At 44.4% G+C, this 24,119-nt stretch carries 20 protein-coding genes and 1 pseudogene; 12 read left to right on the top strand and 9 right to left on the bottom strand.

All coding sequences use genetic code 11. The features are described 5' to 3' along the window. Nucleotides 1-623: 623 nt before the first annotated feature. Together NLZ44_RS04070 and bicA are read right to left on the bottom strand one after the other, a co-directional pair. A pseudogene (locus NLZ44_RS04070) lies at nucleotides 624-899 on the bottom strand (SulP family inorganic anion transporter); the annotation flags it as partial. Nucleotides 900-1,187: 288 nt separating this feature from the next. Beyond that, nucleotides 1,188-2,879: a bicarbonate transporter BicA gene (gene bicA / locus NLZ44_RS04065; protein ID WP_493751937.1), complete on the bottom strand. Its 1,692-nt coding sequence runs from the start codon at nucleotides 2,877-2,879 to the stop codon at nucleotides 1,188-1,190. Between the two features lie 105 nt (nucleotides 2,880-2,984). Between bicA and NLZ44_RS04060 the strand changes: the two genes are divergently transcribed. Further along, nucleotides 2,985-3,146, top strand: a complete 162-nt coding sequence (locus NLZ44_RS04060; RefSeq protein WP_493751936.1) for a hypothetical protein — start codon at nucleotides 2,985-2,987, stop codon at nucleotides 3,144-3,146. Between the two features lie 1,284 nt (nucleotides 3,147-4,430). On the opposite strand, the gene NLZ44_RS04055 is transcribed toward NLZ44_RS04060, so the two are convergent. Next, complete coding sequence (locus tag NLZ44_RS04055; RefSeq protein ID WP_493751935.1) at nucleotides 4,431-5,606, bottom strand: hypothetical protein; 1,176 nt, start codon at nucleotides 5,604-5,606, stop codon at nucleotides 4,431-4,433. Between the two features lie 49 nt (nucleotides 5,607-5,655). Here NLZ44_RS04055 and NLZ44_RS04050 point away from each other — a divergent pair, with 49 nt between their 5' ends. The 6 genes from NLZ44_RS04050 to NLZ44_RS04025 all read left to right on the top strand — a co-directional run bounded on the left by NLZ44_RS04050 (nucleotide 5,656) and on the right by NLZ44_RS04025 (nucleotide 13,356). After that, on the top strand, nucleotides 5,656-5,859 hold the full coding sequence (locus NLZ44_RS04050) for a hypothetical protein (protein ID WP_493751934.1): 204 nt from the start codon (nucleotides 5,656-5,658) through the stop codon (nucleotides 5,857-5,859). After that, nucleotides 5,859-7,802 (top strand): AMP-dependent synthetase/ligase, encoded by a 1,944-nt coding sequence (locus tag NLZ44_RS04045; protein WP_493752945.1) that lies wholly within the window; start codon nucleotides 5,859-5,861, stop codon nucleotides 7,800-7,802. Before NLZ44_RS04050 ends, NLZ44_RS04045 begins: the two co-directional genes overlap by 1 nt. A gap of 211 nt (nucleotides 7,803-8,013) precedes the next feature. Next, complete coding sequence (locus NLZ44_RS04040) at nucleotides 8,014-8,463, top strand: YlqD family protein (protein WP_006624420.1); 450 nt, start codon at nucleotides 8,014-8,016, stop codon at nucleotides 8,461-8,463. A gap of 190 nt (nucleotides 8,464-8,653) precedes the next feature. Beyond that, nucleotides 8,654-9,928 carry a dihydrolipoamide acetyltransferase family protein gene (locus NLZ44_RS04035; protein ID WP_006624421.1) on the top strand — a complete coding sequence of 425 codons (1,275 nt, stop codon included), beginning with the start codon at nucleotides 8,654-8,656 and terminating at the stop codon, nucleotides 9,926-9,928. Nucleotides 9,929-10,086: 158 nt separating this feature from the next. After that, nucleotides 10,087-11,145, top strand: a complete 1,059-nt coding sequence (locus tag NLZ44_RS04030) for a zinc-dependent alcohol dehydrogenase family protein (RefSeq protein WP_111893600.1) — start codon at nucleotides 10,087-10,089, stop codon at nucleotides 11,143-11,145. Between the two features lie 9 nt (nucleotides 11,146-11,154). Further along, on the top strand, nucleotides 11,155-13,356 hold the full coding sequence (locus NLZ44_RS04025; protein ID WP_493751933.1) for a pentapeptide repeat-containing protein: 2,202 nt from the start codon (nucleotides 11,155-11,157) through the stop codon (nucleotides 13,354-13,356). A 78-nt stretch (nucleotides 13,357-13,434) separates the two neighbouring features. On the opposite strand, the gene NLZ44_RS04020 is transcribed toward NLZ44_RS04025, so the two are convergent. From NLZ44_RS04020 to NLZ44_RS04000, 5 genes are all read right to left on the bottom strand, one after another. Continuing rightward, entirely contained in the window at nucleotides 13,435-14,466 is a 1,032-nt protein-coding gene (locus NLZ44_RS04020) for a CobW family GTP-binding protein (RefSeq protein ID WP_008052330.1), read from the bottom strand. A gap of 54 nt (nucleotides 14,467-14,520) precedes the next feature. Continuing rightward, complete coding sequence (locus NLZ44_RS04015; RefSeq protein WP_493751932.1) at nucleotides 14,521-15,225, bottom strand: metallophosphatase; 705 nt, start codon at nucleotides 15,223-15,225, stop codon at nucleotides 14,521-14,523. Nucleotides 15,226-15,320: 95 nt separating this feature from the next. Beyond that, nucleotides 15,321-15,968: a GTP cyclohydrolase I FolE gene (gene folE, locus NLZ44_RS04010; protein WP_006624427.1), complete on the bottom strand. Its 648-nt coding sequence runs from the start codon at nucleotides 15,966-15,968 to the stop codon at nucleotides 15,321-15,323. Between the two features lie 117 nt (nucleotides 15,969-16,085). Next, complete coding sequence (locus NLZ44_RS04005; RefSeq protein ID WP_493751931.1) at nucleotides 16,086-16,904, bottom strand: metallophosphoesterase family protein; 819 nt, start codon at nucleotides 16,902-16,904, stop codon at nucleotides 16,086-16,088. Continuing rightward, the gene (locus NLZ44_RS04000; RefSeq protein WP_493751930.1) at nucleotides 16,901-17,692 is read right to left on the bottom strand and encodes a GTP-binding protein; all 792 of its coding nucleotides are present in this window, start codon (nucleotides 17,690-17,692) and stop codon (nucleotides 16,901-16,903) included. Before NLZ44_RS04000 ends, NLZ44_RS04005 begins: the two co-directional genes overlap by 4 nt. A gap of 76 nt (nucleotides 17,693-17,768) precedes the next feature. On the opposite strand from NLZ44_RS04000, the gene NLZ44_RS03995 reads away from it, so the two are divergent. From NLZ44_RS03995 to NLZ44_RS03985, 3 genes are all read left to right on the top strand, one after another. Beyond that, nucleotides 17,769-19,004: an FAD/NAD(P)-binding protein gene (locus NLZ44_RS03995; RefSeq protein ID WP_493751929.1), complete on the top strand. Its 1,236-nt coding sequence runs from the start codon at nucleotides 17,769-17,771 to the stop codon at nucleotides 19,002-19,004. A 284-nt stretch (nucleotides 19,005-19,288) separates the two neighbouring features. After that, nucleotides 19,289-20,560 carry an RNA-guided endonuclease IscB gene (gene iscB, locus NLZ44_RS03990; RefSeq protein WP_493751928.1) on the top strand — a complete coding sequence of 424 codons (1,272 nt, stop codon included), beginning with the start codon at nucleotides 19,289-19,291 and terminating at the stop codon, nucleotides 20,558-20,560. A gap of 84 nt (nucleotides 20,561-20,644) precedes the next feature. Beyond that, the gene (locus NLZ44_RS03985) at nucleotides 20,645-20,866 is read left to right on the top strand and encodes a WD40 repeat domain-containing protein (protein ID WP_006624432.1); all 222 of its coding nucleotides are present in this window, start codon (nucleotides 20,645-20,647) and stop codon (nucleotides 20,864-20,866) included. A gap of 156 nt (nucleotides 20,867-21,022) precedes the next feature. On the opposite strand, the gene NLZ44_RS03980 is transcribed toward NLZ44_RS03985, so the two are convergent. Further along, entirely contained in the window at nucleotides 21,023-22,381 is a 1,359-nt protein-coding gene (locus NLZ44_RS03980) for a helix-turn-helix domain-containing protein (protein WP_493751927.1), read from the bottom strand. A 204-nt stretch (nucleotides 22,382-22,585) separates the two neighbouring features. On the opposite strand from NLZ44_RS03980, the gene NLZ44_RS03975 reads away from it, so the two are divergent. Together NLZ44_RS03975 and NLZ44_RS03970 are read left to right on the top strand one after the other, a co-directional pair. Then, complete coding sequence (locus tag NLZ44_RS03975; RefSeq protein ID WP_493751926.1) at nucleotides 22,586-23,509, top strand: hypothetical protein; 924 nt, start codon at nucleotides 22,586-22,588, stop codon at nucleotides 23,507-23,509. Between the two features lie 105 nt (nucleotides 23,510-23,614). Next, nucleotides 23,615-24,085: a hypothetical protein gene (locus NLZ44_RS03970; protein ID WP_493751925.1), complete on the top strand. Its 471-nt coding sequence runs from the start codon at nucleotides 23,615-23,617 to the stop codon at nucleotides 24,083-24,085. Nucleotides 24,086-24,119 lie beyond the last annotated feature (34 nt).

The raw sequence follows: 24,119 nt of genomic DNA, 5'->3' as shown, positions 1-24,119 counted from the left end.
TAACCCCAGGATTGAAGCGGGGAACGGAAGGCGTGAAGTAGAACCTACTACCAAATGCGACCACTGCCAACCATCCATGATTAGGGAAACCGAATGTCCGGCTTGAACCATCGTAATGATTTAGCAGCGAAACAGGTTGATACGCTGCGTTCAAAAGAGCAAGGGGAAAAGTAGGGTAATCATGACATCACCTACACAGACTTTTAAAAGTACCCCGGTGGAGAGGACAAATCTAAAGATGGAATGCCCGTATAAACGGAACGTTTAAACCCCTTTTAGGCTCTCAAGTGGCAGGATGTACCTGCGGAGTAGTGAAAGTGTAAGCGTATACCTTTAAGGGGAAAGGATGTGACTGAAAGCCAATGCCTAACTGTAATGGTTAGGATATGCCCACTAGTCACGGTGTGGATATAGAGACTGCGACAATTAGGAGTGTTTACGACGAAAGCGAGTTTAAACACTACGATGTTGTATTTAGCTCCAAAAGTTGAAATCACAAAAGCAGGGAGTCGTTACCCTGTTCCCGATGTCAAAAGGGGTATCCACATCAGGAGCCGTGTGATGTGAAAGTATCAAGCACGGTTTTGAATTGGAGTTGGGGAAGGCGACTTCCCTTTCGACCATAACCCGTTCTCAGGATTAGCAGCGGTGAGGTTAGCAATAACAGCAGTCATAACCACGGTCATGGGACCGGTAGGCTCAGAAATGAGGGTTGGGGTTCCCCCAAACAGAGCAGCAAAAAAACCAACTAGGACGGCTCCATATAAGCCAGCAGCAGGACCAGCACCGGAAGCGACACCGAAAGCTAGAGCCATGGGTAGGGCAATGATAGCAGCAGTCATGCCACCAAAGATATCGCCCCGAACGTTTCTAAAGTGAATATGATTCAGGAGTTGCATGATCAGGGAAAACAGTTAACAACCAGGTATTTATCGCTATTAATCTATAACAAAATTTTAATTCATAGATTGCAATGAATCATATATCCAAAATAAATATTTGTCTACACATTTTCTTAATTTTTTCTGATAGAGCCACCCCTGACCAGCTTATGGGATATTTCGGTGATTATGGCTAGGTTCGGGGGGCTGAGTCCCTAGCTGGTAGGGTGCGTCAGATAGAGAAAATGGGAAGGAATAGGGGATAATTGATTGCTGACGCACCAGAAAAATTATCTGGCCCTACAGCTAGGAGAGATCAGCATTAGTGGTGATGCTGGGCTGTTTTTGCTTGACGATCGCTAAACCTTCTTTGAGTGCTGTTAAGCGATCGCCCATCCAATAATTACCAGGAATTAAGCCAGCAATTCCCAATTTTTCTAACCTGCCTTTCACCTTACCAGTTGCACCGACTACAATCACATCACGACCTGCATCAATTGCCTCTTTAATGGAACTTTCAATAGCCAAGGAAGAAGTCACGCCCAAAATTGGCACTTCACTTAAATCAACAATCAACACATCATAACTATTAATAGCCTGATGTTCTCGGGAAATAGCTTTAGCCACCCCAAAAATCATCGGACCACTCAAATGGAACAGCAGAACCCGGCCATTTGCCAAGTCTAAAATTTCCTTTTCTTGAGCATTTAGAACAATTTGGTCATCGGCATCAGTGATAGCTTTTACAGACTGAGACTGAAACTCATTCAGACGTTCAATGGTCAAGATATTGGCAATAAAGACACCGACAGCGACGGCTACCATTAAATCAACAAATACGGTGAGGATAACGACACCATAAACAATGCCAGCGGCTTTCCAAGAAATTTGGTGAACCCGCTTTAAAAATCCCCAATCAATGATATTAATACCGACTTTGAGGACAATAGCTGCCAAAACTGCTAAAGGGATACCAGAGGTTAAAGGTGCTGCCCATAACACGACAATTAACAATATAACAGCGCGAGTAATTCCAGCTAAGGCGGTGCGTCCTCCTGCGTAAATACTGACGACGGTGGCTGTGGTGGCTCCTGAACCGGGAATACCACCGCACAAACCAGTAATTAAATTGGCTGCACCCTGACCGATTAATTCTTTATTGGAGTTATGTTCGGTGCGGGTGAGACTATCTGATACTAAACAAGTTAACAGACAATCAATAGAACCGACCATTCCTAAGACCATAGCATTGACAAACATTAACCGCAAATCTTCTTGGGTAAATGTGGGCATTTGTGGTTCAGGAAAGCCGGGGGTAATTTCACCAATGGTGGAAATTGTCCGAATTTCTACGCCACTAAATACGACTAAGGAAATGATTGTACCAATGAGTAAAGCGACGAGTTGAGGAGGTACAACTTTTTTGAGATTAGCTGGATAAAAGAACAGAATAGCTAAAGTAATTGACCCTAAAATAGTTTCCCAAGGATTAATATTGGAAATTATATCGGGAAAATTTCTGATGACACCAATTACGCCACCAGGGGGGGTTGCTTGACCCAGGAAGGGGGCTATTTGTAGAAAAATCAGAATCACGCCAATTCCGGTCATAAACCCGGAAATCACGTTATAGGGCAGCATGGTAATATACTTACCTAATTTTAAAACCCCAAAGATAATTTGAAAGATACCGGCGAGCATGACTACGGTAAAAGCCATGGCTAAACCGTTTTCTGGGTTCTTAGCCATTAATTCGGCTATGACTGCTGTGATAATGACGGTCATGGGACCTGTGGGTTCAGAAATTAGGCTAGGAGTTCCGCCAAATAAGGAAGCAAAAAATCCGATTAATATTGCGCCCCATAAACCAGCAGAAGCCCCCGCCCCAGAGGCGATTCCGAAAGCTAGGGACATAGGTAAAGCGACGACGGCGGCGGTTAAACCACCAAATATGTCGCCTTTGAGATTACGAAAATGTATGGTATTAATAATCTGCATAAACTAAATATCCTTGTTTTTATGATGATGCACAAAACCATCAGCTAAATTAAAGTAAAATCAACTGAGATTATCGAGTAACTAAGGGAACTATAAAACTGGGATATGGCTGCTTATGAACATGGGGCGCTGGTGCTGCTGATTACTGAATGCCGGATTCGAGGTAAATTTCCCCCAGATGGACTTCAGCCCAAAGGGTCGGCAACCCGGGTTTACCCTGTACAATTAAATCATAATTGTGGTGCGAGACGTTTAGGAGTCAAATAAGGCTGCAATGCCTGAAATAACCTCCTAGTGGGACTTTCACCCCTTGGTGAAATATAAGGGACTCGTACCCTGACCATCCCATAACTGTTTATATGTCCCAACGTTTGGTATAGAAATATACAAAACAAGGCAGGGAACTCAAGGTCAAAACGCCCAACTGGAAATATTAATGATTCCTTAACAATTGCGTTGAGAGTAACGGCGATAGCCACCCCCAGTTTTGGGAATCATAACCCCAGGATTGAAGCGGGGAACGGAAGGCGTGAAGTAGAACCTACTACCAAATGCGACCACTGCCAACCATCCATGATTAGGGAAACCGAATGTCCGGCTTGAACCATCGTAATGATTTAGCAGCGAAACAGGTTGATACGCTGCGTTCAAAAGAGCAAGGGGAAAAGTAGGGTAATCATGACATCACCTACACAGACTTTTAAAAGTACCCCGGTGGAGAGGACAAATCTAAAGATGGAATGCCCGTATAAACGGAACGTTTAAACCCCTTTTAGGCTCTCAAGTGGCAGGATGTACCTGCGGAGTAGTGAAAGTGTAAGCGTATACCTTTAAGGGGAAAGGATGTGACTGAAAGCCAATGCCTAACTGTAATGGTTAGGATATGCCCACTAGTCACGGTGTGGATATAGAGACTGCGACAATTAGGAGTGTTTACGACGAAAGCGAGTTTAAACACTACGATGTTGTATTTAGCTCCAAAAGTTGAAATCACAAAAGCAGGGAGTCGTTACCCTGTTCCCGATGTCAAAAGGGGTATCCACATCAGGAGCCGTGTGATGTGAAAGTATCAAGCACGGTTTTGAATTGGAGTTGGGGAAGGCGACTTCCCTTTCGACCATAACCCCACATTCCTCTAAACAATCTACCCCCAATCCAGTTTGGTGAATCAAGTTAATTGGCTCTGCAAGCAGGAGCTTTGCGACTTAGGTATTGAGTCCCCTTTTGATAACTATTCCTATTTGGGTTTACTCTCACAGTTACACCGGGATTATACAGGAGGAGGGGTAAATTTTGACATGAAATTTAATTAATCTCGCTCTAAAGATTAATAAAAACCTAGGAAAACTACGATTGATAAAATGGGGGCAATATGAATAATTACATCAGCAACTATATGGGAAAAATGGCTGTTAATAGTGGCTGATAGTGATGGCAATATCTATATTATTGGTGATTTTAAGTGGTATCATAGACATCAATTAAAAGGCGGGTTATATGGTGTCAAATAACGACAATATACCCGCCTGCATATTTGGAGAAATTTTCGGTTCAAAATCTCTCGCCGACAACGATGCTGCGGACTTCTCCATTGCGACGAATGACGGCTTCCTGGTTAGCAACTGATGATAAACTCCAGCCGCTGGCTGCAATACTTTCACCGACATAAATACGGCGAGCTACTCCATTGACTTCAAATAAGGCGGCGGAACGATCGCCTAATTCCAAAATCCCGACTAAGGTATGAATAGCAGCAGCGGGGGAAGTAGTAGTATCTGGTGACACGGCGGCTGTTTCTTCGGGGGGCGCAGTGGGGGGAGTAGGAATTGCTGGGGGGTCAGGAATGCTGACGGGAGCAGAGGCGGTGGTTTCCTGGGTGGTGGTGGGTGCAGGAGAACTAGAGGCGGTGGTTTCAGGAACTACCCCGGATGCTTGACCCCCTGGGGTAGCCTGTGCTTGTGGCGCTGGTTGTTGATTTTGCTGATTTTGGGCTTGCAGACTTGCCATAACTTGATTAGACAAGGCTGCGGTCTGATTAGAGGCTTCTTGAACTGCCTCAGCGACCCGGTTGATAGCAGCAATTAAATTATTAGTATTAGCGAGGGCGGCGGCATCAGGGGCTGGGGCGGGAGCTGGAGTGTCAGGAATTGCTAGGGTAGGGAGTTCCATCATTGGGGGAGCGCCGGGGACAGGTTGAGCCATAGCTGGTTGAGCGGTTCCAGCTTTGTTACGGCTAATGGCTTCGAGCGATCGCTGTAAATAATTGACAAACTTAGCATCTGCCTGGGTTTGTCCGCTCAATTGAGGATCTACGGCCACAGGTGCAGGGGCAAACAGTCGCTCCAGACCGCCTCTAGTTGCCATCCACAGGGACAAAGTAACCACGAGGGAAGCACAGGCGGCCCCCAATAGAATTTTATCAAAGGAATGAGAGCGATCGGCGTTAGCGTCGCGGAGTTGAGTTTCTGCGGAAATAGCGACCTCACTATCAGCCTCAGTTTCGACGGAAGGCAGAATAATCTGAGGAACCTTAATAGATTGAAGTGAGACAAACTCCGGCTGTACAGGGTCTTTAGGCAGCTTAGTTATACCACTGAGACTGCGATCGATATCCTGAAAGATGTCATCAATGAACTGATCAGCATGAACATCGATCGCCAATGGTTCCATTGGTACTTGTTCTGCCAAATTGACATCAGAGTTTTGACGTTGGATTTCCTGAACCATCCCTTTATATCCTCCCGACCCATTGGATCAACCTATACCGATTAATATTATGCGATTGTTTGAACCGATCGCCGTTTCTATCATTAACAAATTTTATCTAAAATTGGGTTGCCACTGTCCTAGGGACAATTATATATCTGTCCCCTTGGGTATCAAAGTTGATCCAATTAAAGATACCATAATCGAAATATATGCTGCTAATGACGATAAAGATAGCGATCGCCTAATAACTACAGAGCCAATTAACTTATGATGGATAACTCTAACCTAACCGCCCAGTATCAATCTGTTCAATCCTTACCAGAAATTTGGCCAATTCTCGCCCAACAGATCCCGCAACAAGTCGCCCTATTTAACCCCCACAGTCAGCCAGAAGTACAAATCACCTATAGCGACCTGTGGACTCAGATCCAACAATTTGCGGCCGGACTGCAACAATTGGGAGTTGAACCCGCCGAGGACTTACCTAGTCGTGTCGCCTTATTTGCTGATGATAGTCCCCGGTGGATGATTGCTGATCAAGGTATTCTCACCGCCGGAGCTGCTAATGTGGTGAGAGGTGCGACCGCCGACCCCCAAGAACTCGCCTATATTCTCCAAAATAGTGGGAGTACGGGGTTAGTAGTCGATAACCTAGCCTTACTGCACAAGTTAGAAAAAGCGATCCAAGATTTGCCGATTCGGTTTGTGGTGTTACTGTCGGATGAAGACATAACCGCTGAGGATAGCCTAAGTATACCCATTGTCAACTTTAGCCAACTGATGACTAAGGGTGAGGATATGACTTTGTTAAATCCCCCCACTACCAAACTGGAAGATTTAGCGACTCTGCTTTATACCTCTGGGACAACCGGGAAACCCAAGGGGGTGATGTTAACTCACCGGAATTTTTTGCACCAACTGATTACTATTGCTGATGTGATTGCGCCGCAACCGGGGGAAATTGTCCTGAGCATTCTGCCGACGTGGCATAGTTTGGGGCGGAGTGGACAATATTATTTTCTGTCCCGGGGAACCATGGTGATTTACACTAATATCCGCTATTTTAAGCAGGATTTGCAGGAGTTTAAGCCTCAGTATATGGTTAGTGTGCCTCGGATTTGGGAATCGATTTATGAGGCGGCGCAGAAGCAGTTTCGTGATGGACCCGCCACCCGGCAAAAGTTGGTTAATTTCTTCTTTGGGATGAGCAACCGCTATATTCAAGCCCGCCGCATTGTACAAAAATTGACAATTCCCGGACAAGGTAGTAACCAGAACTCATCCACAGCTTTGGCTAAATTGCAAACTATTCTGTTAACTCCTGTTCACGCCTTGGGGGATAAATTGATTTATCAGAAGGTGCGGCAGGCTGTGGGGGGAAAACTCAAGTTTGCTATTAGTGGTGGTGGGTCGCTAGCCATGCACTTGGAAAATTTCTATGAAATTGTGGGAATTGACCTGTTGGTGGGTTATGGGTTGACGGAAACTGCTCCGGTTTTGACGGCGCGACGACCTAGCCATAATTTACGGGGTTCTGCGGGGCGACCTATCCCTGAAACGGAAATTCGGATTATTGACCCGGAGACTCGCCAAACCTGTGAACCGGGATATAAGGGGTTGGTTTTGGCGCGGGGTCCCCAGGTGATGACGGGCTATTTTCAAAATCCTGAAGCCACTGATAAGGCTATTGACCCGGAGGGGTGGTTTGATACGGGAGATCTCGGTTGGCTGACTCCTCAGAAAGATTTGGTGTTGACGGGACGAGCAAAAGATACGATTGTGTTAACTAATGGGGAGAATATCGAACCTCAACCGATTGAGGATGCTTGTGTTCGTAGTCCCTATATTGACCAAATTGTTTTGGTTGGTCAAGACCAGAAGTCCCTGGGAGCGCTAATTGTGCCTAATTTGGATGCGCTGAAACAGTGGGCTAGTGGACAGGGTTTGCATCTGCAAGTACCTGGGGAAGAACAACAGGGGGAAACTGAAAATGCGATCGCTATCGATAGTCAGCCTATACAAAGTCTGTTTCGTCAGGAGTTGAACCTTCAGGTCAAAAACCGCCCTAGTTTCCGACCTGATGATCGCATTGGTCAGTTTAGGTTGATTTTGGAACCCTTTAGTATTGATAATGGCCTACTGACCCAGACTTTGAAAATCAAGCGCCCGGTTGTAATGGAACGTTACCGCGATATGATTGACGAGATGTATTAAACGGGGTCAGCAGTAATAGATGGCTCACCTGTGGCTGGTTTGATGGCCTGACGGCGATTAATATAACTTCTGCTGGGTGCGATCGCCTAACTCTTGTCAACTTCTGAACATAAGCTATTGGCGATCGTCATGATGATTTGGTGGTTTAGACCGTCTAAAACACCCCCTGACTCTCGATTACTGAATTGGTGAAAACTACAGGACACTATACATGGAGATTTCTAAAAATCAACTGCTTCTCAAACGTCCCATCAACGTGAAAGCTGTGGTTACCCCTCGCTGGAAAGAAGAAGCACAACAACAACTACAAGCCCAAATTAATCAGCTTGATAGTCAGCTTCAACAACTGGAAATGCAAGGACAACGCATGATTGGGGAACTCAAAAAACAAAGCCTACAACCTCCAGGACCAGAGACTTTGGTTCAAATTGATAATATCCAAAATCAGGTGAATGAACAAAAAAGTAAACTTCTGGATCAGAAAAATCAGATCCTCCAACAACTTCAGCAATTGCAAACTTTGGAACTAGAACAGGAAGTCAGCCAAGGTCAAATTGACAGTGTATTTGCGGTCGAACAGGGTGATAACTTAATCCGCAAAATGCAGGTGGAAATTCTCCTGCGAGACGGTGTGGTTGAGGAAATACGCGGTGATGTTTAATGGACTGAACGGCGGCAGGCTCTAGGTAAGCCATAGCCCATCACTCATTAATGATTACCTATTTTATCCCATCCTATTTTAAAATGGGTAAACCTGGATATAAATAGGTTAACTAGCCGCTACAATTGATGGCTGGCTTTTCCTCCCCGGTATTTTTATGCCGGGTTTTCCAAGCTAATAGGAGGCTATTATGATTCACGAAGTGTTTATGCCCGCCCTCAGTTCAACTATGACAGAGGGCAAAATTGTATCGTGGCAAAAATCCCCAGGCGATCGCGTCGGGAAAGGGGAAACCGTCCTGATTGTAGAATCAGATAAGGCTGATATGGATGTAGAAGCCTTTTACGAGGGCTTTTTAGCTACCATTATCGTTCCGGAAGGGGGAACCGCTGGGGTCGGTCAAACGATCGCCCTCATTGCCGAAACAGAAGCGGAAATTGAAGAGGCCAAAAAACAAGCCACCGCCACCGCCCCCACCCCATCACCAGAAGCTACCCCTACCCCCTCTGTAGGTACTCCAGAACCTGTGGCCGCTACCGTTGCCATAGATAGCACCCCTAGCCGTCGTAATGGTCGCATTGTCGCTACTCCTCGCGCTCGCAAATTGGCGAAACAACTCAATGTAGACTTAAATAACCTCCAGGGTAGTGGCCCCCACGGTCGCATTGTGGCTGAAGATGTCGAAGCGGCTACCGGAAGGACTCAGACTCCTACCGTTGCGCCTCAACCTACTGTTTCCCCTGTTGCGCCTCCCACACCTATTGCCACCCCCGCACCAGCCCCGGTTCCTTTAGGGGAGGTTGTGGGGATGAATACTCTACAAAATGCCGTAGTCCGCAATATGTTGGCGAGTTTGCAGGTTCCTACTTTCCATGTGGGCTACACTATCACTACCGACAACTTGGATAAACTCTATAAACAGGTTAAGTCCAAAGGTGTGACCATGACCGCTTTGCTGGCTAAGGCGGTGGCAGTTGCTATACAGAAATATCCTATTGTCAATGCCAGTTATGTTGACTCTGGTATTCAGTACAATAAGGCTATTAATATTGCTGTAGCAGTAGCCATGCCCGACGGTGGGTTAATTACTCCCGTACTCTCCAATGCTGATCAGATTGATATTTATTCCCTCTCTCGCACTTGGAAAGATTTAGTCGCCCGCGCCCGCAGCAAACAATTACAACCCCAAGAATACAGCAGCGGAACCTTTACTCTCTCTAACTTGGGGATGTTTGGGGTCGATCGCTTTGATGCCATTTTGCCTCCCGGTCAGGGTTCAATTTTGGCGATCGGTGCTTCTCGTCCTACTGTCGTCGCCACCGATGATGGCATGATGGGAATTAAACCGCAAATGCAGGTTAACATTACCTGCGATCACCGTATCATCTACGGCGCAGATGCCGCAGCTTTCCTGCAATATCTCGCCCAACTGATTGAAACTAACCCTCAATCATTAACCCTGTAGAAACCCATCGAAGCGTCACACTGAATCATTCCCTGGGGAAACCGAAAAATGTGGTGATGTGACCCACCAAACATTAATCATTCCCTGGGGAAACCGAAAAATGTGGTGATGTGACCCACCGACTTAGGAAAACTTTTACTAATGGTAAATTGAAGCAGATGAAAGCCATTGTCATGACCAAAGTTGGGAAACCCGAGGTTTTGCAACTCCAAGAAGTCCCCGACCCGCAAATCAAAACAGCCACCCAAGTTTTAGTCCGACTAAAAGCCGCCGGAGTTAATCCTATTGATACTAAACTCCGCAGTCGTGGCACATTTTATCCTGACCAAATGCCCGCGATTTTAGGCTGTGATGGTGCTGGGATAGTTGAAGCTGTCGGTAGCGCAGTTGAAGATTTTGCCGTTGGTGATGAAGTCTATTTTTGTGATGGTGGACTCGGCGCACAGACCGGAAATTATGCCGAGTTAACAGTAGTAGAAGAAAAATTTATCGCCCGGAAACCTATTTCCCTTGGCTTTGCTGAGGCTGCCGCCGCACCTTTAGTATTAATTACTGCTTGGGAGGCTTTGTACGATCGCGGCAGGTTACAACCCGGACAGCAGGTGCTAATTCATGCTGGGGCTGGAGGTGTTGGTCATGTCGCTATTCAACTAGCTAAACTGCAAGGGGCAGAAGTAGCAACTACTGTTAGTTCAACCGAAAACGCCGCTTTTGTTCAGGAGTTAGGGGCTGATTTAGTCATTAACTATAAAGAGGAAGATTTTGTCGAGGCTGTCCTGCATTGGACTCAAGGCGAAGGCGTTGATTTAGCCTTTGATACAGTCGGGAAAGAAACATTTTTTCAGAGTGTTTATGCCGTCCGCAATTATGGAGATATTGTCACCATATTAGAACCTGATTTTACCCTCGGAAATCTCAAGGATGCCCGAACTAAAAATCTGCGGATTTCTTTGGAATTGATGTTAACTCCCATGCTGCAAAATCGCGAGGATGACCAGTTAGACCAAACCAAGATTTTACAGCAGTGTGCCAGGTTAATTGATGAGAATAAGTTAAATATTTGCCTTAACCAAACTTTTCCCCTCGCCGAGGCGGCCGCTTCTCATCAGTTATTGGAAGCTGGGGGAATGAAAGGTAAATTAGCCTTAGTTATCAATGATAATGATGATAGTGATGATGATAGTGATGATGATAGTGATGATGAGAATCAAGGTTAGTTGGTGTTAATGAGGCTAATTAAAATTGCCCTGTGTGTTCTGCTGTTGACTGTTTTTATGCTGCGTTCATCCCTATCTGTTCAGGCGGAAAATGGTCAACCAGAACCCACTTTATTGACCCTAGAATTGCTCCAGGAAAGGCTAAATAATCCTAGCAACATTGAGGGAGTCGCTGCTATTGATTTACAGCATCTCATTATTGATATACGCCCCGAAAATGCTGAGTTTAGGAACCAGTTTTATCGACTATTAAAAACTACTCTAAATCAGTCAACTAAACCCCTAGGATTAGACTTGAGTTATTCCCAAATTCAAGGAGATTTTAATGGGGGTAACTTGGGGGTGAGAGTTCCCCTGATTGAAGAAACTATTAAATCTGTATTTTCCCAGGAAGAAGTAGAGCAAATTAAGTCTAAATCCGCCTATTTATCAATTTTTAAATCCCCTCAATCTTCCTCAGCATCTTTGCCTAAATTAACCGTATGGCGGGGACGATTGAAATTAGAAGAAACACAATTTCAGGGAAAAGTTGATTTTCACAATATCTTTTTTCTCAAAGGGGTTGATAGTCGTTATGCAGATTTTCAGAAAACCGCTAATTGGTCTGATTGTCGGTTGAGTTTGTTGGCAAATTTTGGCGGGGCTAGTTTCCGAGAATCTGCGAATTTTCAACATAGCTATTTTATCACATCTGCACAATTTAAGCAAGCTAATTTTCAGGGATTAACCGACTTCCAAGGTAGTCATTTTAATGGGGGTAATTTTCACCAAGTGCGATTTGGTGGGGCGGCGGATTTTGACAAAACTGTTTGGGAGGAAAGCACAGATTTTAGCGATTCTTTGTGGTCAGACAGGGCGGGTTTTACTAAGTCTATATTTAATGCTTCTGTGAGTTTTAATCAGTCTCGATTTGCGGATTCTGTGGATTTTAGAGATACTCGCTTTAGTGAAAACTTGAATCTCCGAGAAGCCAGTATTGAGGGATTAATGGATTTTAGTGATGTGGGTTTTAATCATGGTAAAATGTTGAATATTGACCATTTTATGTTTGACTCTAAAGCCGCTCAAATTATGGGAGATCCGGGAATAATTGGTCAATTGATAACTGTTCCGACTCTTCAGGGAAATGAGAATTTACTGCGAAAGTTGATTAGAAATTTTCGGGAACAGGAACAAATTGTTGATGCTAATTATATCGAGTTGTTGCGGGCGAAATTACGATTAAATACTTGGTGGGGACGAATTTTTGGGGTGAATATTAACACCGCTTCCGTTTCCCGGTTGGTGGCTATTGGTTTTGAACCGCAACAGGCGGAAACTATTGTCCGAGTTAGGGAAGAACAACCTTTTCGGAATTTGGTGGAAATTCTCAGGCTGGATGATATTAATTTGGCGACTTATATTACAGTATATAATCGCGCGATCGCCAATAGTCAAGAAGCCGCTATAGCTGATAACTATAGTAGTTGTTGGCAGCGTTTTTTGAGGCTAACTCATCTCAAATATGGGGTCGAAAAACTGTTAACTATTCTCAAATGGTTACAGTGGGAAATTTTGCTATTGCTAACTGGATATGGCACTAATTTTCCCCTAATTTTTGGGGTGGGAATAGTGGCGATCGCCTATTTTGGCTTATTGTTTTGGCTGGTAGATCGGGTCAGACGCTGGCGACCATCTCCCATTCTTCCCACCCCTTTAGAAACTACTTCTATGGTGGGAAGTTATGCTATATTTACGGCGATCGGTTTATTAGAAATTTTCTCCGCTTCTACTCAACCAGGACTTACCCTCCTCTGTTTAGGTGTGTTTCTCCTTCCTATTCCGGGTCTAATTTTAGGGATTATTTATCGGCGCGGACGCTATCATAATTTATTGAATACCTCCTATTTAACAGAAGATGGTAGCCTGCGACAGTTACGATTAATGATTGGTCGTCTTCCCATAATGCCGCGTTATCCTCTCTTCCGTGAAAGGTATTTACCGATTTTATGGGATCGGCGTTGGAATTGGTTAAATTACTATGATTTCAGTTTGAATAATTTGCTCAAATTTGGCTTTAATGACCTGCGAATGCGCGATGAATTTGTCCCCGGTTTAATCACCACTTTGGTTTGGTATCAGTGGAGTTTGGGAGTCCTCTATTTGATTCTGCTATTATGGACCCTTTCTCGCACCATCCCCGGATTAAACCTATTAATCTATTTAAAATAATTATCTGCTAGGGGGGGTTATACTCTCAGTGATTAATTCCGTTAATCTGACTCAACCCACCCCCCTCACCTGGTTAGGTCAGACTAAACAACTATTTAACTGCTGCTTAATTTCCTCGCTGTTGAGATGACGACCAATAAAAACTACCTGGTTTTTAGATTGTCTCAAAGTTTCCCCTAGTTGAATATCATACCGGGGACCGCTGAGTTGAAAAATGTAGGGTGTTTCACTCTCACTAAACCAGAGAATCCCTTTAGCGCGAAATACTCCAGTTGGCATTTTTTCAGTTAAAAATTGCTCGAATTTCTTGACATCAAAAGGGCGATCGCTTTCAAATGCAATAGACACAAAACCATCATTGGCTAAATGATCAGAATGGTGATGATGATGATGGTGGTCGTGGTCGTGGTCGTGGTCGTGGTCGTGGTCGTGGTCGTGGTCGTCGTGGTCTTGATACTCTTCAGTAGGCGTTAAACCCACATCCAAAATTAACGGTAATGGAACCCTACCATATTCACTTCTAATAATTCTTGCACCCCGTTTAACGGTGGAAATATAAGCCTCCAATTCTTGCAGCTTCTCAGCAGTCGCCAAGTCAGTTTTATTCAAGATAATCATATCACTGTAGGAGATTTGTTTTAAAGCCGCTTCACTGTCAAAGTGATCTGGGGTAAAACTTTCCGAGTCCACCACACCAATCACAGAATCCAGGTTAGTTAAATCTCTTAATTCCGTACCTAAAAACGTTAAAATAATCGGGAGAGGGTCAGCCACCCCTGTAGTTTCAATCACCATATAATCAATGCGATCGCTTCTTTCCAAAACCCGATAAACCGCATCAACTAACCCCTCGTTAATCGTGCAGCAAATGCAACCATTGCTCAACTCCACCATATCATCATCAGTGGAGACGAGCAACTGAGAATCAATATTAATATCCCCAAATTCATTAACCAAAACCGCAATTTTCAAATTCTGTTTATTTTCCAAAATTTGATTAAGTAAAGTGGTTTTACCACTCCCCAAAAAACCCGTAATAATTGTCACAGGCATTCCCCGCTTCGGCAAATCTGGAATCAAAGCCGATGATGATTGTGTGGCTCCGGTCATAATCTTAAATTACTCCTAGTAAATCCTCAATTAAATTATATAGTAATCCCCCAATTAATCATAGTCAACTTTGCAAAATGTAACCTGATTAGAATAGGGATTATATAAAGTATAGGTAGCCGTACCCCAATGGCGACCCACCGCACCGACTCCAATCACTTTTTTATTTTTCAATTCCACAGTTTGGGAAGGTTGTTGTTCATCCAAAGTTAGAACAGTAGAAGCCAGGGAACCCGCCGCCAATTCATACTCAAAAATCTGACCAGACCGACCACAAAACAACTGATTTGCGCCAACCCTTTGCAAGCGATCCAACATTTTCCAAGCCGGGGTATCCACGGTCAGTTCATCACTGACCCCTACACTACTTCCATGAATTAACAAACAGTCCAATTCTAAAAAGCCAAAATTCTGTTCTCGCAGCCATTCAACGGTTTTCCGAGAAACCGATTTCCACAATAACTTAACCGTATCTCCCCCATATTTTTTCAACAATTCATCACCCTGTACATTCGTCCCAAAACCATACAAATTAAAACACTGTTCCTCCCACCACCCCAGACAGACTTGGGGTTGAATTTCTCCCGACTCAGCGGCATTTCTGACCATCTCAACCAGCAATTCACTGTTAGGATTTGGACCGACCAAATCTCCCAAAATATAAAACTGTTCAATCTCAACTCGGCGTTTAATGATATCCTTAACCACTTCTTGATAAGCCACCAAATTGCCTTCAATACCGCTTAAAATAGCCCACATAACCATAACTTAAAAGTAAAATAAGGTGTTGAGTTAGGCGCAAACCCAACCCAACTATTGCGATCGCCAAACGGCGAGGATAAAATCCCCAAAAACTAGCTAAAATTCGGGGTATGGCGAATCAAAGACATAAACTCTTGGCGAGTTTTGGCATCCTCAGAAAACACCCCCCGCACCGCACTGGTAGAAGTCCAAGAACCCACCTTTTGTACACCGCGCATGACCATACACATATGGCTGGCTTCCACGACAACAGCGACCCCTTTCGGCTTGAGTAAACCCTGTAAAGCATCGGCAATTTGAGCAGTCAATCTTTCTTGAACCTGTAACCTTCTAGCATACATTTCACAGATACGAGCCACCTTAGATAATCCGATAACTTTACCATCAGGAATATAAGCGACATGAGCGCGACCTAAGATAGGTAAAATATGGTGTTCACAAGAACTAAAGATATCGATATCTCGCACCAAAACCATCTCATCAGTATTCTCATGAAATACCGCACCATTTAGCAGTTCATCCAGAGACTGATGATAACCAGAGGTCAAAAACTTTAAGGCTTTAACCACCCGTTTAGGGGTATCCTTCAAACCTTCCCGGTCGGGATTTTCTCCAAGTCCCAGTAACAAAGTCCGCACCGCTTGACGCATTTCTTCCTCAGAAACTAAAGGTGCTGTTTCGGTGGTCAAATTGGGTAAATTGCCATTGATACTGGCTTGAAGTTCCTGGGCTAAAGTCATGTTTTTAAGTGAAAGTAAACTACAATTGGCGGGCTTAATCTACCCGGAAAATTGGGCAAAGTGATAATTTTATTATAGCATAAATTTGCCCAAATTGCCAGGTTTTTGGAAACTTATTTAACGTTGACAAACATGGGTCGGGTCATCAGCTTTTTCGGCATATTCCAAACCCTGAGATAAACGCCAAGCAAAAATAGGCGGTAACCCCTTCTCAATAATGGCGGCACAAGTTTTGCGATAATCATACTCAACCTCTCGGAGAGTAACCTGTTGGGTATCGGTATCATAAATCACATAGGTAGCATTAGGGCGACCGTGGCGAGGTTCTCCGACAGAACCGACATTAATCACCCGTTTTAAGGGAGTCTGAAAACTGCAATCTTGTGGATTTTCACCCCCACCCATTTGGCGAATTTTAACCTGTAGTTGACCCGCTTCTAACTGTCGCACGTATGGAACATGGGTATGTCCACAAAAAAGCACATCCGCATCAGTAGACAAAACTCTTTCTAACACGGTAAAAGCATCCATATTCGGCATCAAATACTCATGGTTGCTATGGGGGGAACCATGAACAAAACAGAGATTATCCTTCTTTAAACTCAAAGGTAATTGAGCCAAAAATTCCCTGGTTTCTGGGTAAACATTATCATTAGTCCACTCATGAGCCAAGCGCCCCCTTTGTTCCGCCAATAGGGATGGATAACTACATTCACAAGCATTTAATCCCTCGACAATATCTTCATCCCAACATCCTTGAACAGTGGGAATATCTAGGGAGCGAATTTGCTCAACTACGGCATGAGGAAAAGGACCATAACCGACCAAATCTCCCAAACAATAAATTTTGTCAGCTTTTTGTTTATCGATATCCAACAAAACTGTATCCAAGGCTTCATAATTACCATGAATACAAGACATGACGGCTATTTTCATACTAAAACCTCGGTTTCTATCGCTAAGGAATCCTGCTGCATTTGTTGCTGATAATAGTGAATATGAGATTCTGGTAAACAGCAATCTTTGAGAGTTTGTGATATCCCCTGTTTATCTAATCCTTTTCCGACAATTTCAAAGCCACTAAATCGCTCAGGTCTCCCGGAAGTGTGGATAGGTAAATCCAGGGCGACAAACTCCCGATTAGCTGTCCCAAAGACGAAATCTCCATAAATTGACTCACCGCTAACAATATCAAAAATTCCCTTAGCTCTAATTACCTGACCGTATGCTCCATGAATGAGTTCAAACCAAAACACGGTCAAACTCGCCCAATCGATAATTTCGCCGGATAGTAACCCTTGATGAATTTGCACATCATCAGATATACTCTCCCACAATTCTTGGCTGGGGGCTGCCGCTGAATTTCCGTTAATTATTTGGTCTGACCACTGTTCAAACTCGGAATTTTGCGGGGTGGCAGGTAGCACAGCAATCCGTTGACAATCGAGGTTATTTAAAAGGGGTTCAAAGTTGGATAATTCCAAATAACAAGGTAATTCAATATAAACATTAACCCCGGATTCAATTAAAGTTAATAGTTCGGCTTCTTGACCACGAGATAGGATGTGCAGATGGGGAAATTCTGTGGCTAAACAGGTTTTATCAATGCACACGCCATTAATCTCTGGGGCGAAATAGCACTGTGGTTGGGGGTTTTGGGCTATCTGTTCTCGAATCCAGTAGGTTTTCCCAGCACCGGGGGGACCTGCGATCGCAAAAATCATGGTTAAACAAGAATGAGAATCATTATCATATTAACATAACACACATAACACAGGATTCGAGAAAATTCCGAAAAATATGTTCGATCGCCCTTTACCGAGTTTGATTGACCTAGCGATTGTGGGAGCAGGTCCCCAAGCCCTGACGTTAGTTACCCATATATTGCAGAAACGCCAAAAATTCAGGAACCGATTTATGGTCTTAGACCCCAGTGGGACTTGGTTAGAACAATGGCGACATCAATTTAAGGCGCAGGAAATCCCCCATTTGCGATCGCCAGCAGTACATCACCCCGACCCCGACCCCTATAGCCTCAGACGATTTGCTGAGAATAGGTCGATGGAATTGTTCCCCCCCTACGACCTACCAGGAACCCAGCTATTTGAGGATTTCTGTGGTGAGGTAGTGAAAAAATGGGAGTTAACAGACCGGGTATATCCGGGAAAAGTCAGCCAAGTGTTACCCATTCAATGGTCCCAAAAGCCCAGATTTCAGATAGTTTTAACTGATGGTAGTTCCTTAATTGCGCGGCGGGTAGTATTAGCAACCGGGGCGGCGGTTCCCAATATTCCCCAGTGGGTAGAAGAAATTAGGACCCCCTATCCTCCCAGTAGCCTTTGTCATTCTCAACAGGTTGATTTGCGGTTAATTAAGGATTTGTCTGGAGAAGATATTGTAATTGTGGGAGGGGGTTTAACCAGCGGTCATTTGGCTATGGGGGCGCTAAAACGAGGCGCTATGGTGACATTAGTAGTGCGGCGACAGTTGCGCGAGAGGTTATTTGATGCGGAACCTGGTTGGTTAGGACCCAAATATTTAAAGGGTTTTGAAGGGGAGGACTGTTGGTATGGTCGTTGGGAGATGATTAAACAGGCTCGTGATGGGGGTTCGGTGACTCCAGCGCTGATGTTACAGTTAAGACGGGCGGCGCGTCAGGGGAAATTGAGGATTTTAGAAAATACTGAGATTCTGGGGGCGGTTTGGAAGGATGAACAGTGGCGAGTGAGGCTGAATGGGGAAGTTTCACTAATGTTTAATCGGATTTGGTTGGCTACGGGAACTCAATTTAATGGACACCAAGATAATTTACTGACTGATGTGCTACGAATTTATCGGACGGAGATGATTAATGGTTTACCTGTCCTAGATGAAAATTTGCGGATTCCTGGGTCTGAATGTTTTATAATGGGGGGATTAGCGGCTTTGATTGTGGGTCCTGTGGCTAGGAATTTATCGGGGGGAAGAATGGCAAGCGATCGCCTAGTTAAAGCGATTATTAAGCCTAATACCATGCTTCCTTTAGGGATTTCCTAAGCCAAAAAGCGGAGGATTTGCGGATGAATGGGGCGGAAAGTCAGCACCCCCGGCTGAAGCACGGGGGCTTCGTGCCCCCGCTTTCAGGTAGCTGACCAGCTTAAGCCTTAACTGGCTACGTTCAGAGCAAGAGTTAAAGTTCCTACCCTGGAATGCGTGCTAGTTCCAGGCTCTAGAACCAAATCGTTAAACAGTCCTAAGGGGTTAAGACAGTGCGATTTGGAAAGTACCGACTCTGAACATTAGCGAAGCAAACGTTACGAGCAATCAGAACAGACGCAACAATGTCTAACCATGTTTTCGTTTTAGATACCAACCGCAAGCCCCTGACACCGTGCAAGCCAGGGATGGCACGATCACTGCTCAAAGCCGGGAAAGCATCGGTATTTCGACGCTACCCATTCACCATTATTCTAAACAAGGAGGTTGACGCTAATCCTGAACCCCTCGAACTCAAATTAGACCCAGGCTCTAAAGTCACTGGAATTGCCTTAAAGCAAGGGAATCATATTATCTTTGCTGCCGAGTTGCAGCACCGAGGACAGCAGATTAAAGAAGCATTGCTCTCTCGTCGTCAACTCCGACGTTCTCGACGAAACCGCAAGACCCGATATCGACCAGCTCGGTTCTTGAATCGGACTCGGAGCAAGGGTTGGTTAGCTCCCAGCTTGCAGCATCGAGTAGATACTCTAATGACCTGGGTTCACCGATTTCGTAGACTTGCCCCAGTTGGCCGCATTACCCAAGAGCTAGTACGGTTCGACCTGCAATTGATGGAAAACCCTGAGATTTCAGGTGTTGAGTATCAGCAGGGAGAATTACAAGGCTATGAAGTCAGGGAATACCTGTTGTTCAAGTGGGGCAGAACCTGTGCTTACTGTGGGGCTCAAAATGTACCACTTGAAGTTGAGCATATCCAGCCTCGGTCTAAGGGTGGCTCTGACCGGGTTTCTAACCTGACGATGGCTTGCCACTCATGCAATCAAGCCAAAGGCAATGGGGACATTCGGGATTTTTTATCGGGCCAGCCTGATGTCCTGAGTCGTCTTCTCAGGCAGGCCAAATCACCCCTTAAAGATGCGGCTGCCGTTAACTCGACCCGATGGGCCTTGTTCAAGGCTCTCAAAGCAACAGGACTCCCAGTTACCACAGGAACGGGCGGACAAACGAAGTTCAATCGACTGAGGCTCAACCTACCTAAAGCTCACTGGCTTGATGCTGCCTGTGTTGGACCAGTCGAATCACTCGAAGTTCTGACTTCAAAACCGTTGCTAATTTTAGCAAAGGGGCATGGAACCCGTCAGATGTGCGGGACGAATAAGTACGGATTCCCTACTCGTCACCGCTCCAGGAGGCAAATTCATAAAGGCTTTCAGACTGGCGACATGGTGACGGCACTGGTCACAGCGGGGAAGAAAATTGGCTCATATCTAGGACGGGTTCTCTGCCGTGCGTCTGGTAGTTTTGATATTACCACCGCTTCGGTACGGGTGGCAGGCATCAGCCACAAATACTGCCAACCCATTCACAGGAAGGATGGTTACGCCTATGCTTGAAAGATTGACGGGGACTAAAGTCCCCCTGTCGCGTTTCCTCCCCGGTCTAAAGACACGGGGCTTCCACGCTCCCAAGAGGTTTACGTGAATGCAGTGGCGATCGCGCCGGACGGCAAAACTGCCGTTTCCGCATCCTCTGATCGCACCCTGAAACTGTGGGATTTGGCAACGGGGGGAGTGTTAGCTACCTTCACCGGGGAGGCTCCGATGATTTCCTGTGCTGTGGCTGATGATGGGGTGACGGTGGTAGCAGGGGACTCATTCGGGGGAGTAAATTTTCTGCGGTTGGAGGGGTTGAGAGATTGAAAAACCGGGTTTCTGGGATGTGGGTGGGGGGCCAGAAACCTGGTTGCTGGGACGATTTGAAAACCATGCTAGAAATCACCCTAAACTAGGACATCACCGCATAAATTCAATGCCCGTCGGGTTGATCATATCGGATAAATTGACCCCCCACATTTATTAAATCAAATGATGGATAATATACTGCTTGATGGCTTTGGGTAGTCTGTAGAGATTGTCTGGCTTTTCCAGCCAACAACGTCGCAGCAAAGATTGAATCGAATTGAGACAATCTGCGGGAGGCATTATCGCCATTTCTAGCAATCCTCCCAAGCTGATAGGTTCGCTCTCGCCGGCTAATAAAACCATCACTTGTTTTTCAGTTTCCGACAGGCGATCGTACTGTTGCCGTAAAATACACTTCACATCTTCCGGCAACAATAAAGTATCATTTTTCAAAATATCGGGGACAAACCCGCCCAACTCTTGAATCTGGCTGGCGAGACTTTTCACCCAGAAAGGATTTCCATCATAGCAGTCAATCAGTGGGGAATTTTCATCAATTTCTGTCAATTCGTAATCTTGGAGAATCTTTCGAGTCGTGGCGATATCTAACCCGGTGAGTTGTAGCGTCCGCAGCGGGCTATTTTGCTTGGCACTGGGGGGGAGTTCAATGGAGGGTTCCCAACCGATGAGTAAAACGCAGCTTTGATGGGATAAGTTCTCAACTTGCTTAAAAAAGGATTGATAGTCTTGGCACTCGGCTTGATATTTGCCCGCCAACTCTCCCGAAACAAACAAATTGTGAAGGTCATCTAAAACTAGCAAACAGCGATATTGTTGTAAATAATGAATGACGAATAAAGGCTCTGAGGTGAGGTGGAAAGAGCGATCGGTTGGCGATGTTGATAAAAACTTTAGCAGGCGATTTTGCCAGTCTGAAAAGGTGGGAGGCGACGCTAGGCTACACCAGAAAACGGACTCGAACTCATCTTTGATTTGCTGCACCAGTTGGGAGACTAAGGCGGTTTTGCCGATGCCACTCATGCCTGTGATTGCTATGAGGCGACAGCGTTCGTTTAGAATCCAATCACTCAGGGTTTCCAGTTCGAGGGTGCGATCGTAAAAAACACCCAAATCCGGCATCTCGCTTAACTCTTGACTGCATACCTCTCGATTGGGTGGCTGTCGGTTTGGTATATCCGGCGGGTGTCTTCCCTCCCCACAAACGTTAATATTGCCAACTCCAACATAATCTTGTACAACATTTGAAAATAGGGAAAATTGAAACCGCTCCATTGCCGAGCGAAAATTGGATTTATTAACTTCTTCTCCCAACTCCTCCGAAAGGATATGCCACAACTGCGAACCCGCATTTCTGACGCTGCTTTCCGAGTAATCATACTCTTTGGCAATGCGTTGATAAGTCTCCCGTTCCAGCGTTCCTCTCAGTACCGCCTCCTGTAGATCGTCAAGGTGATGTCCGGTCTTCGCAAACACGATGCGATCGGCGATATTTAACATTTCTTTAAGGTTCATAGCATAGGGGTGCTTGTACGGGACTTTGGTATTATACCACATTTTAGTACATTTTTAGATAATTGAGTGTGAAATGCGACACAATATTAGGTACAATCCGGAAAATTTTGTAATAAAATAATACAATTTTATGCTTTACAAAAAAATATATTTAAACTAGAATATTATTCCGTACAGTCAATAATCAATGAATGGGATATCTACATGAGCAAATCAAAACGTCGCAATCAACAGGGGCCTAGTTTTGGTTTTGGCAAACCCAAGTGGCAAAAAGACAGTAAAAATTTTGAATTAGAAGTTGAGCCAGACTATCCATCTTTGGTTGACTTATATTTATCTGAGGGAACAGCAGGACTAATGCCTGCCATCCTTGATTGGCTTGTAGAAAGTGGACAAATTTATCATGAAGAGCCAACATCAGCTTTATTGAACCGCGTTAATCAAGTCAGCATGACAGTCTATGATATCGCATCTAAGCAGGCTCAAAATCTTGCATCTAGGGATTTAAAATTGGCAGAATTTACATTGAAAATTCCGATGGAACCAGATGATTTTATAAGTTATCTGCCTGTTCAGAAAAATCGCTTGCTTGCAACAGAAGCCATGCGACTAATCAACACGGGTTTTTTTGACTCGGCAATAACTTTTTTAATTAATGTTGAAGGTGATGCGGTTCAAACATTAAGAAAATACGGAGTCATTTTATATATGGGTACAAACAGTAATTATGAGATTATTGATGCTGCTTGTGCGCTGGCGAGTTGGAAGCCATTTGAAGTCTTTACCTATGCAGGAGAACAAAGAAGCAGTTTAAATCCGATAATTTTCAAAACTTTTTCTCCCCTGATCAATCAAATTCAAAATTTTAGAATTCAGCAGAAAGGTGCCAACAAGTTTCCGTGTTTATCTTTGCTTACTCTTGTTGAAAACAAAGCTAGTGGAGCTATTTGTGAGTTTCGCAAACATTATACCGCTCAAGGAGGCAACCAATTAATCATTCCTGGCTATAGCAGTGGGGGCAATAATAGCTTTTCTATATATCCCAAAATGAATGTTTTAGGAAAGCCCGCTAAAATGCCGGATATTAGAGGATTTAATCACAAAATAATAGACGGAAAAAAAACATAAGAAACTTTATTATAATTACGGATATATCATTCCTTGCAATGATGCGACGGAAAAATATTGAGATGAAGTTTTGACTCCAATTATCAAAATAATTTAGATCAAAGTATGGAGGACAAAGTTGTGATTATCAAACATGAAGCAATGACTAAAAGATTGACAAAACCAATCTACATTGATGGTGCTAAAGTTGAATCAATTCATATGTTAGTTTGTCATCATCCTGCATACTTTAATCGAGGATTTTGCCATATACAAACTCAAAAAAATAAAATCACTTTATGGTTGGATGAACCATTTAAAAAGAAAAATCCCAAAACACAAAACTTTCTGGAATTGGCAAATCGAGAGTGGTATGGAATATTTACTACTGAAATCATTGACGGAAAGGTTATTTCTGTGAAGAGGAAGTTTTTGATGAAATCTCTACCAAATGTAGGGATGGAAGCTCACATACAGGCTATGTTTACAGGAGAAGCAGTCGATAAATTTATCATCGCAGGACTGATATCAACAGAAACCTCCGTTGATTTACCACCGGAAGAAATTATCATTCAAGCTCCTCCCTCCATCTTTTGAGGGAAAAGATAGTTTTCATCCAATCAGTAGATGG

Source organism: Arthrospira sp. PCC 9901, assembly GCF_059013425.1.
Note: the sequence above shows the minus strand (reverse complement) of the source record. Positions and strands in the feature narration are given on the sequence as shown.

Excerpts from the sequence above, each read along its gene's own strand:
- NLZ44_RS03970 (WP_493751925.1), top strand. The coding sequence starts at position 23,615 with ATGGAGGACAAAGTTGTGATTATCAAACATGAAGCAATGACTAAAAGA.
- NLZ44_RS04000 (WP_493751930.1), bottom strand. The coding sequence starts at position 17,692 with ATGATTTTTGCGATCGCAGGTCCCCCCGGTGCTGGGAAAACCTACTGG.
- NLZ44_RS04005 (WP_493751931.1), bottom strand. The coding sequence starts at position 16,904 with ATGAAAATAGCCGTCATGTCTTGTATTCATGGTAATTATGAAGCCTTG.
- NLZ44_RS03980 (WP_493751927.1), bottom strand. The coding sequence starts at position 22,381 with ATGAACCTTAAAGAAATGTTAAATATCGCCGATCGCATCGTGTTTGCG.
- bicA (WP_493751937.1), bottom strand. The coding sequence starts at position 2,879 with ATGCAGATTATTAATACCATACATTTTCGTAATCTCAAAGGCGACATA.
- NLZ44_RS04035 (WP_006624421.1), top strand. The coding sequence starts at position 8,654 with ATGATTCACGAAGTGTTTATGCCCGCCCTCAGTTCAACTATGACAGAG.
- NLZ44_RS04030 (WP_111893600.1), top strand. The coding sequence starts at position 10,087 with ATGAAAGCCATTGTCATGACCAAAGTTGGGAAACCCGAGGTTTTGCAA.
- NLZ44_RS04060 (WP_493751936.1), top strand. The coding sequence starts at position 2,985 with ATGGCTGCTTATGAACATGGGGCGCTGGTGCTGCTGATTACTGAATGC.
- NLZ44_RS04020 (WP_008052330.1), bottom strand. The coding sequence starts at position 14,466 with ATGACCGGAGCCACACAATCATCATCGGCTTTGATTCCAGATTTGCCG.
- NLZ44_RS03975 (WP_493751926.1), top strand. The coding sequence starts at position 22,586 with ATGAGCAAATCAAAACGTCGCAATCAACAGGGGCCTAGTTTTGGTTTT.
- folE (WP_006624427.1), bottom strand. The coding sequence starts at position 15,968 with ATGACTTTAGCCCAGGAACTTCAAGCCAGTATCAATGGCAATTTACCC.
- NLZ44_RS04040 (WP_006624420.1), top strand. The coding sequence starts at position 8,014 with ATGGAGATTTCTAAAAATCAACTGCTTCTCAAACGTCCCATCAACGTG.
- NLZ44_RS04055 (WP_493751935.1), bottom strand. The coding sequence starts at position 5,606 with ATGGTTCAGGAAATCCAACGTCAAAACTCTGATGTCAATTTGGCAGAA.
- NLZ44_RS04025 (WP_493751933.1), top strand. The coding sequence starts at position 11,155 with ATGAGGCTAATTAAAATTGCCCTGTGTGTTCTGCTGTTGACTGTTTTT.
- NLZ44_RS03995 (WP_493751929.1), top strand. The coding sequence starts at position 17,769 with ATGTTCGATCGCCCTTTACCGAGTTTGATTGACCTAGCGATTGTGGGA.
- iscB (WP_493751928.1), top strand. The coding sequence starts at position 19,289 with ATGTCTAACCATGTTTTCGTTTTAGATACCAACCGCAAGCCCCTGACA.
- NLZ44_RS04045 (WP_493752945.1), top strand. The coding sequence starts at position 5,859 with ATGGATAACTCTAACCTAACCGCCCAGTATCAATCTGTTCAATCCTTA.
- NLZ44_RS04050 (WP_493751934.1), top strand. The coding sequence starts at position 5,656 with ATGCGATTGTTTGAACCGATCGCCGTTTCTATCATTAACAAATTTTAT.
- NLZ44_RS04015 (WP_493751932.1), bottom strand. The coding sequence starts at position 15,225 with ATGTGGGCTATTTTAAGCGGTATTGAAGGCAATTTGGTGGCTTATCAA.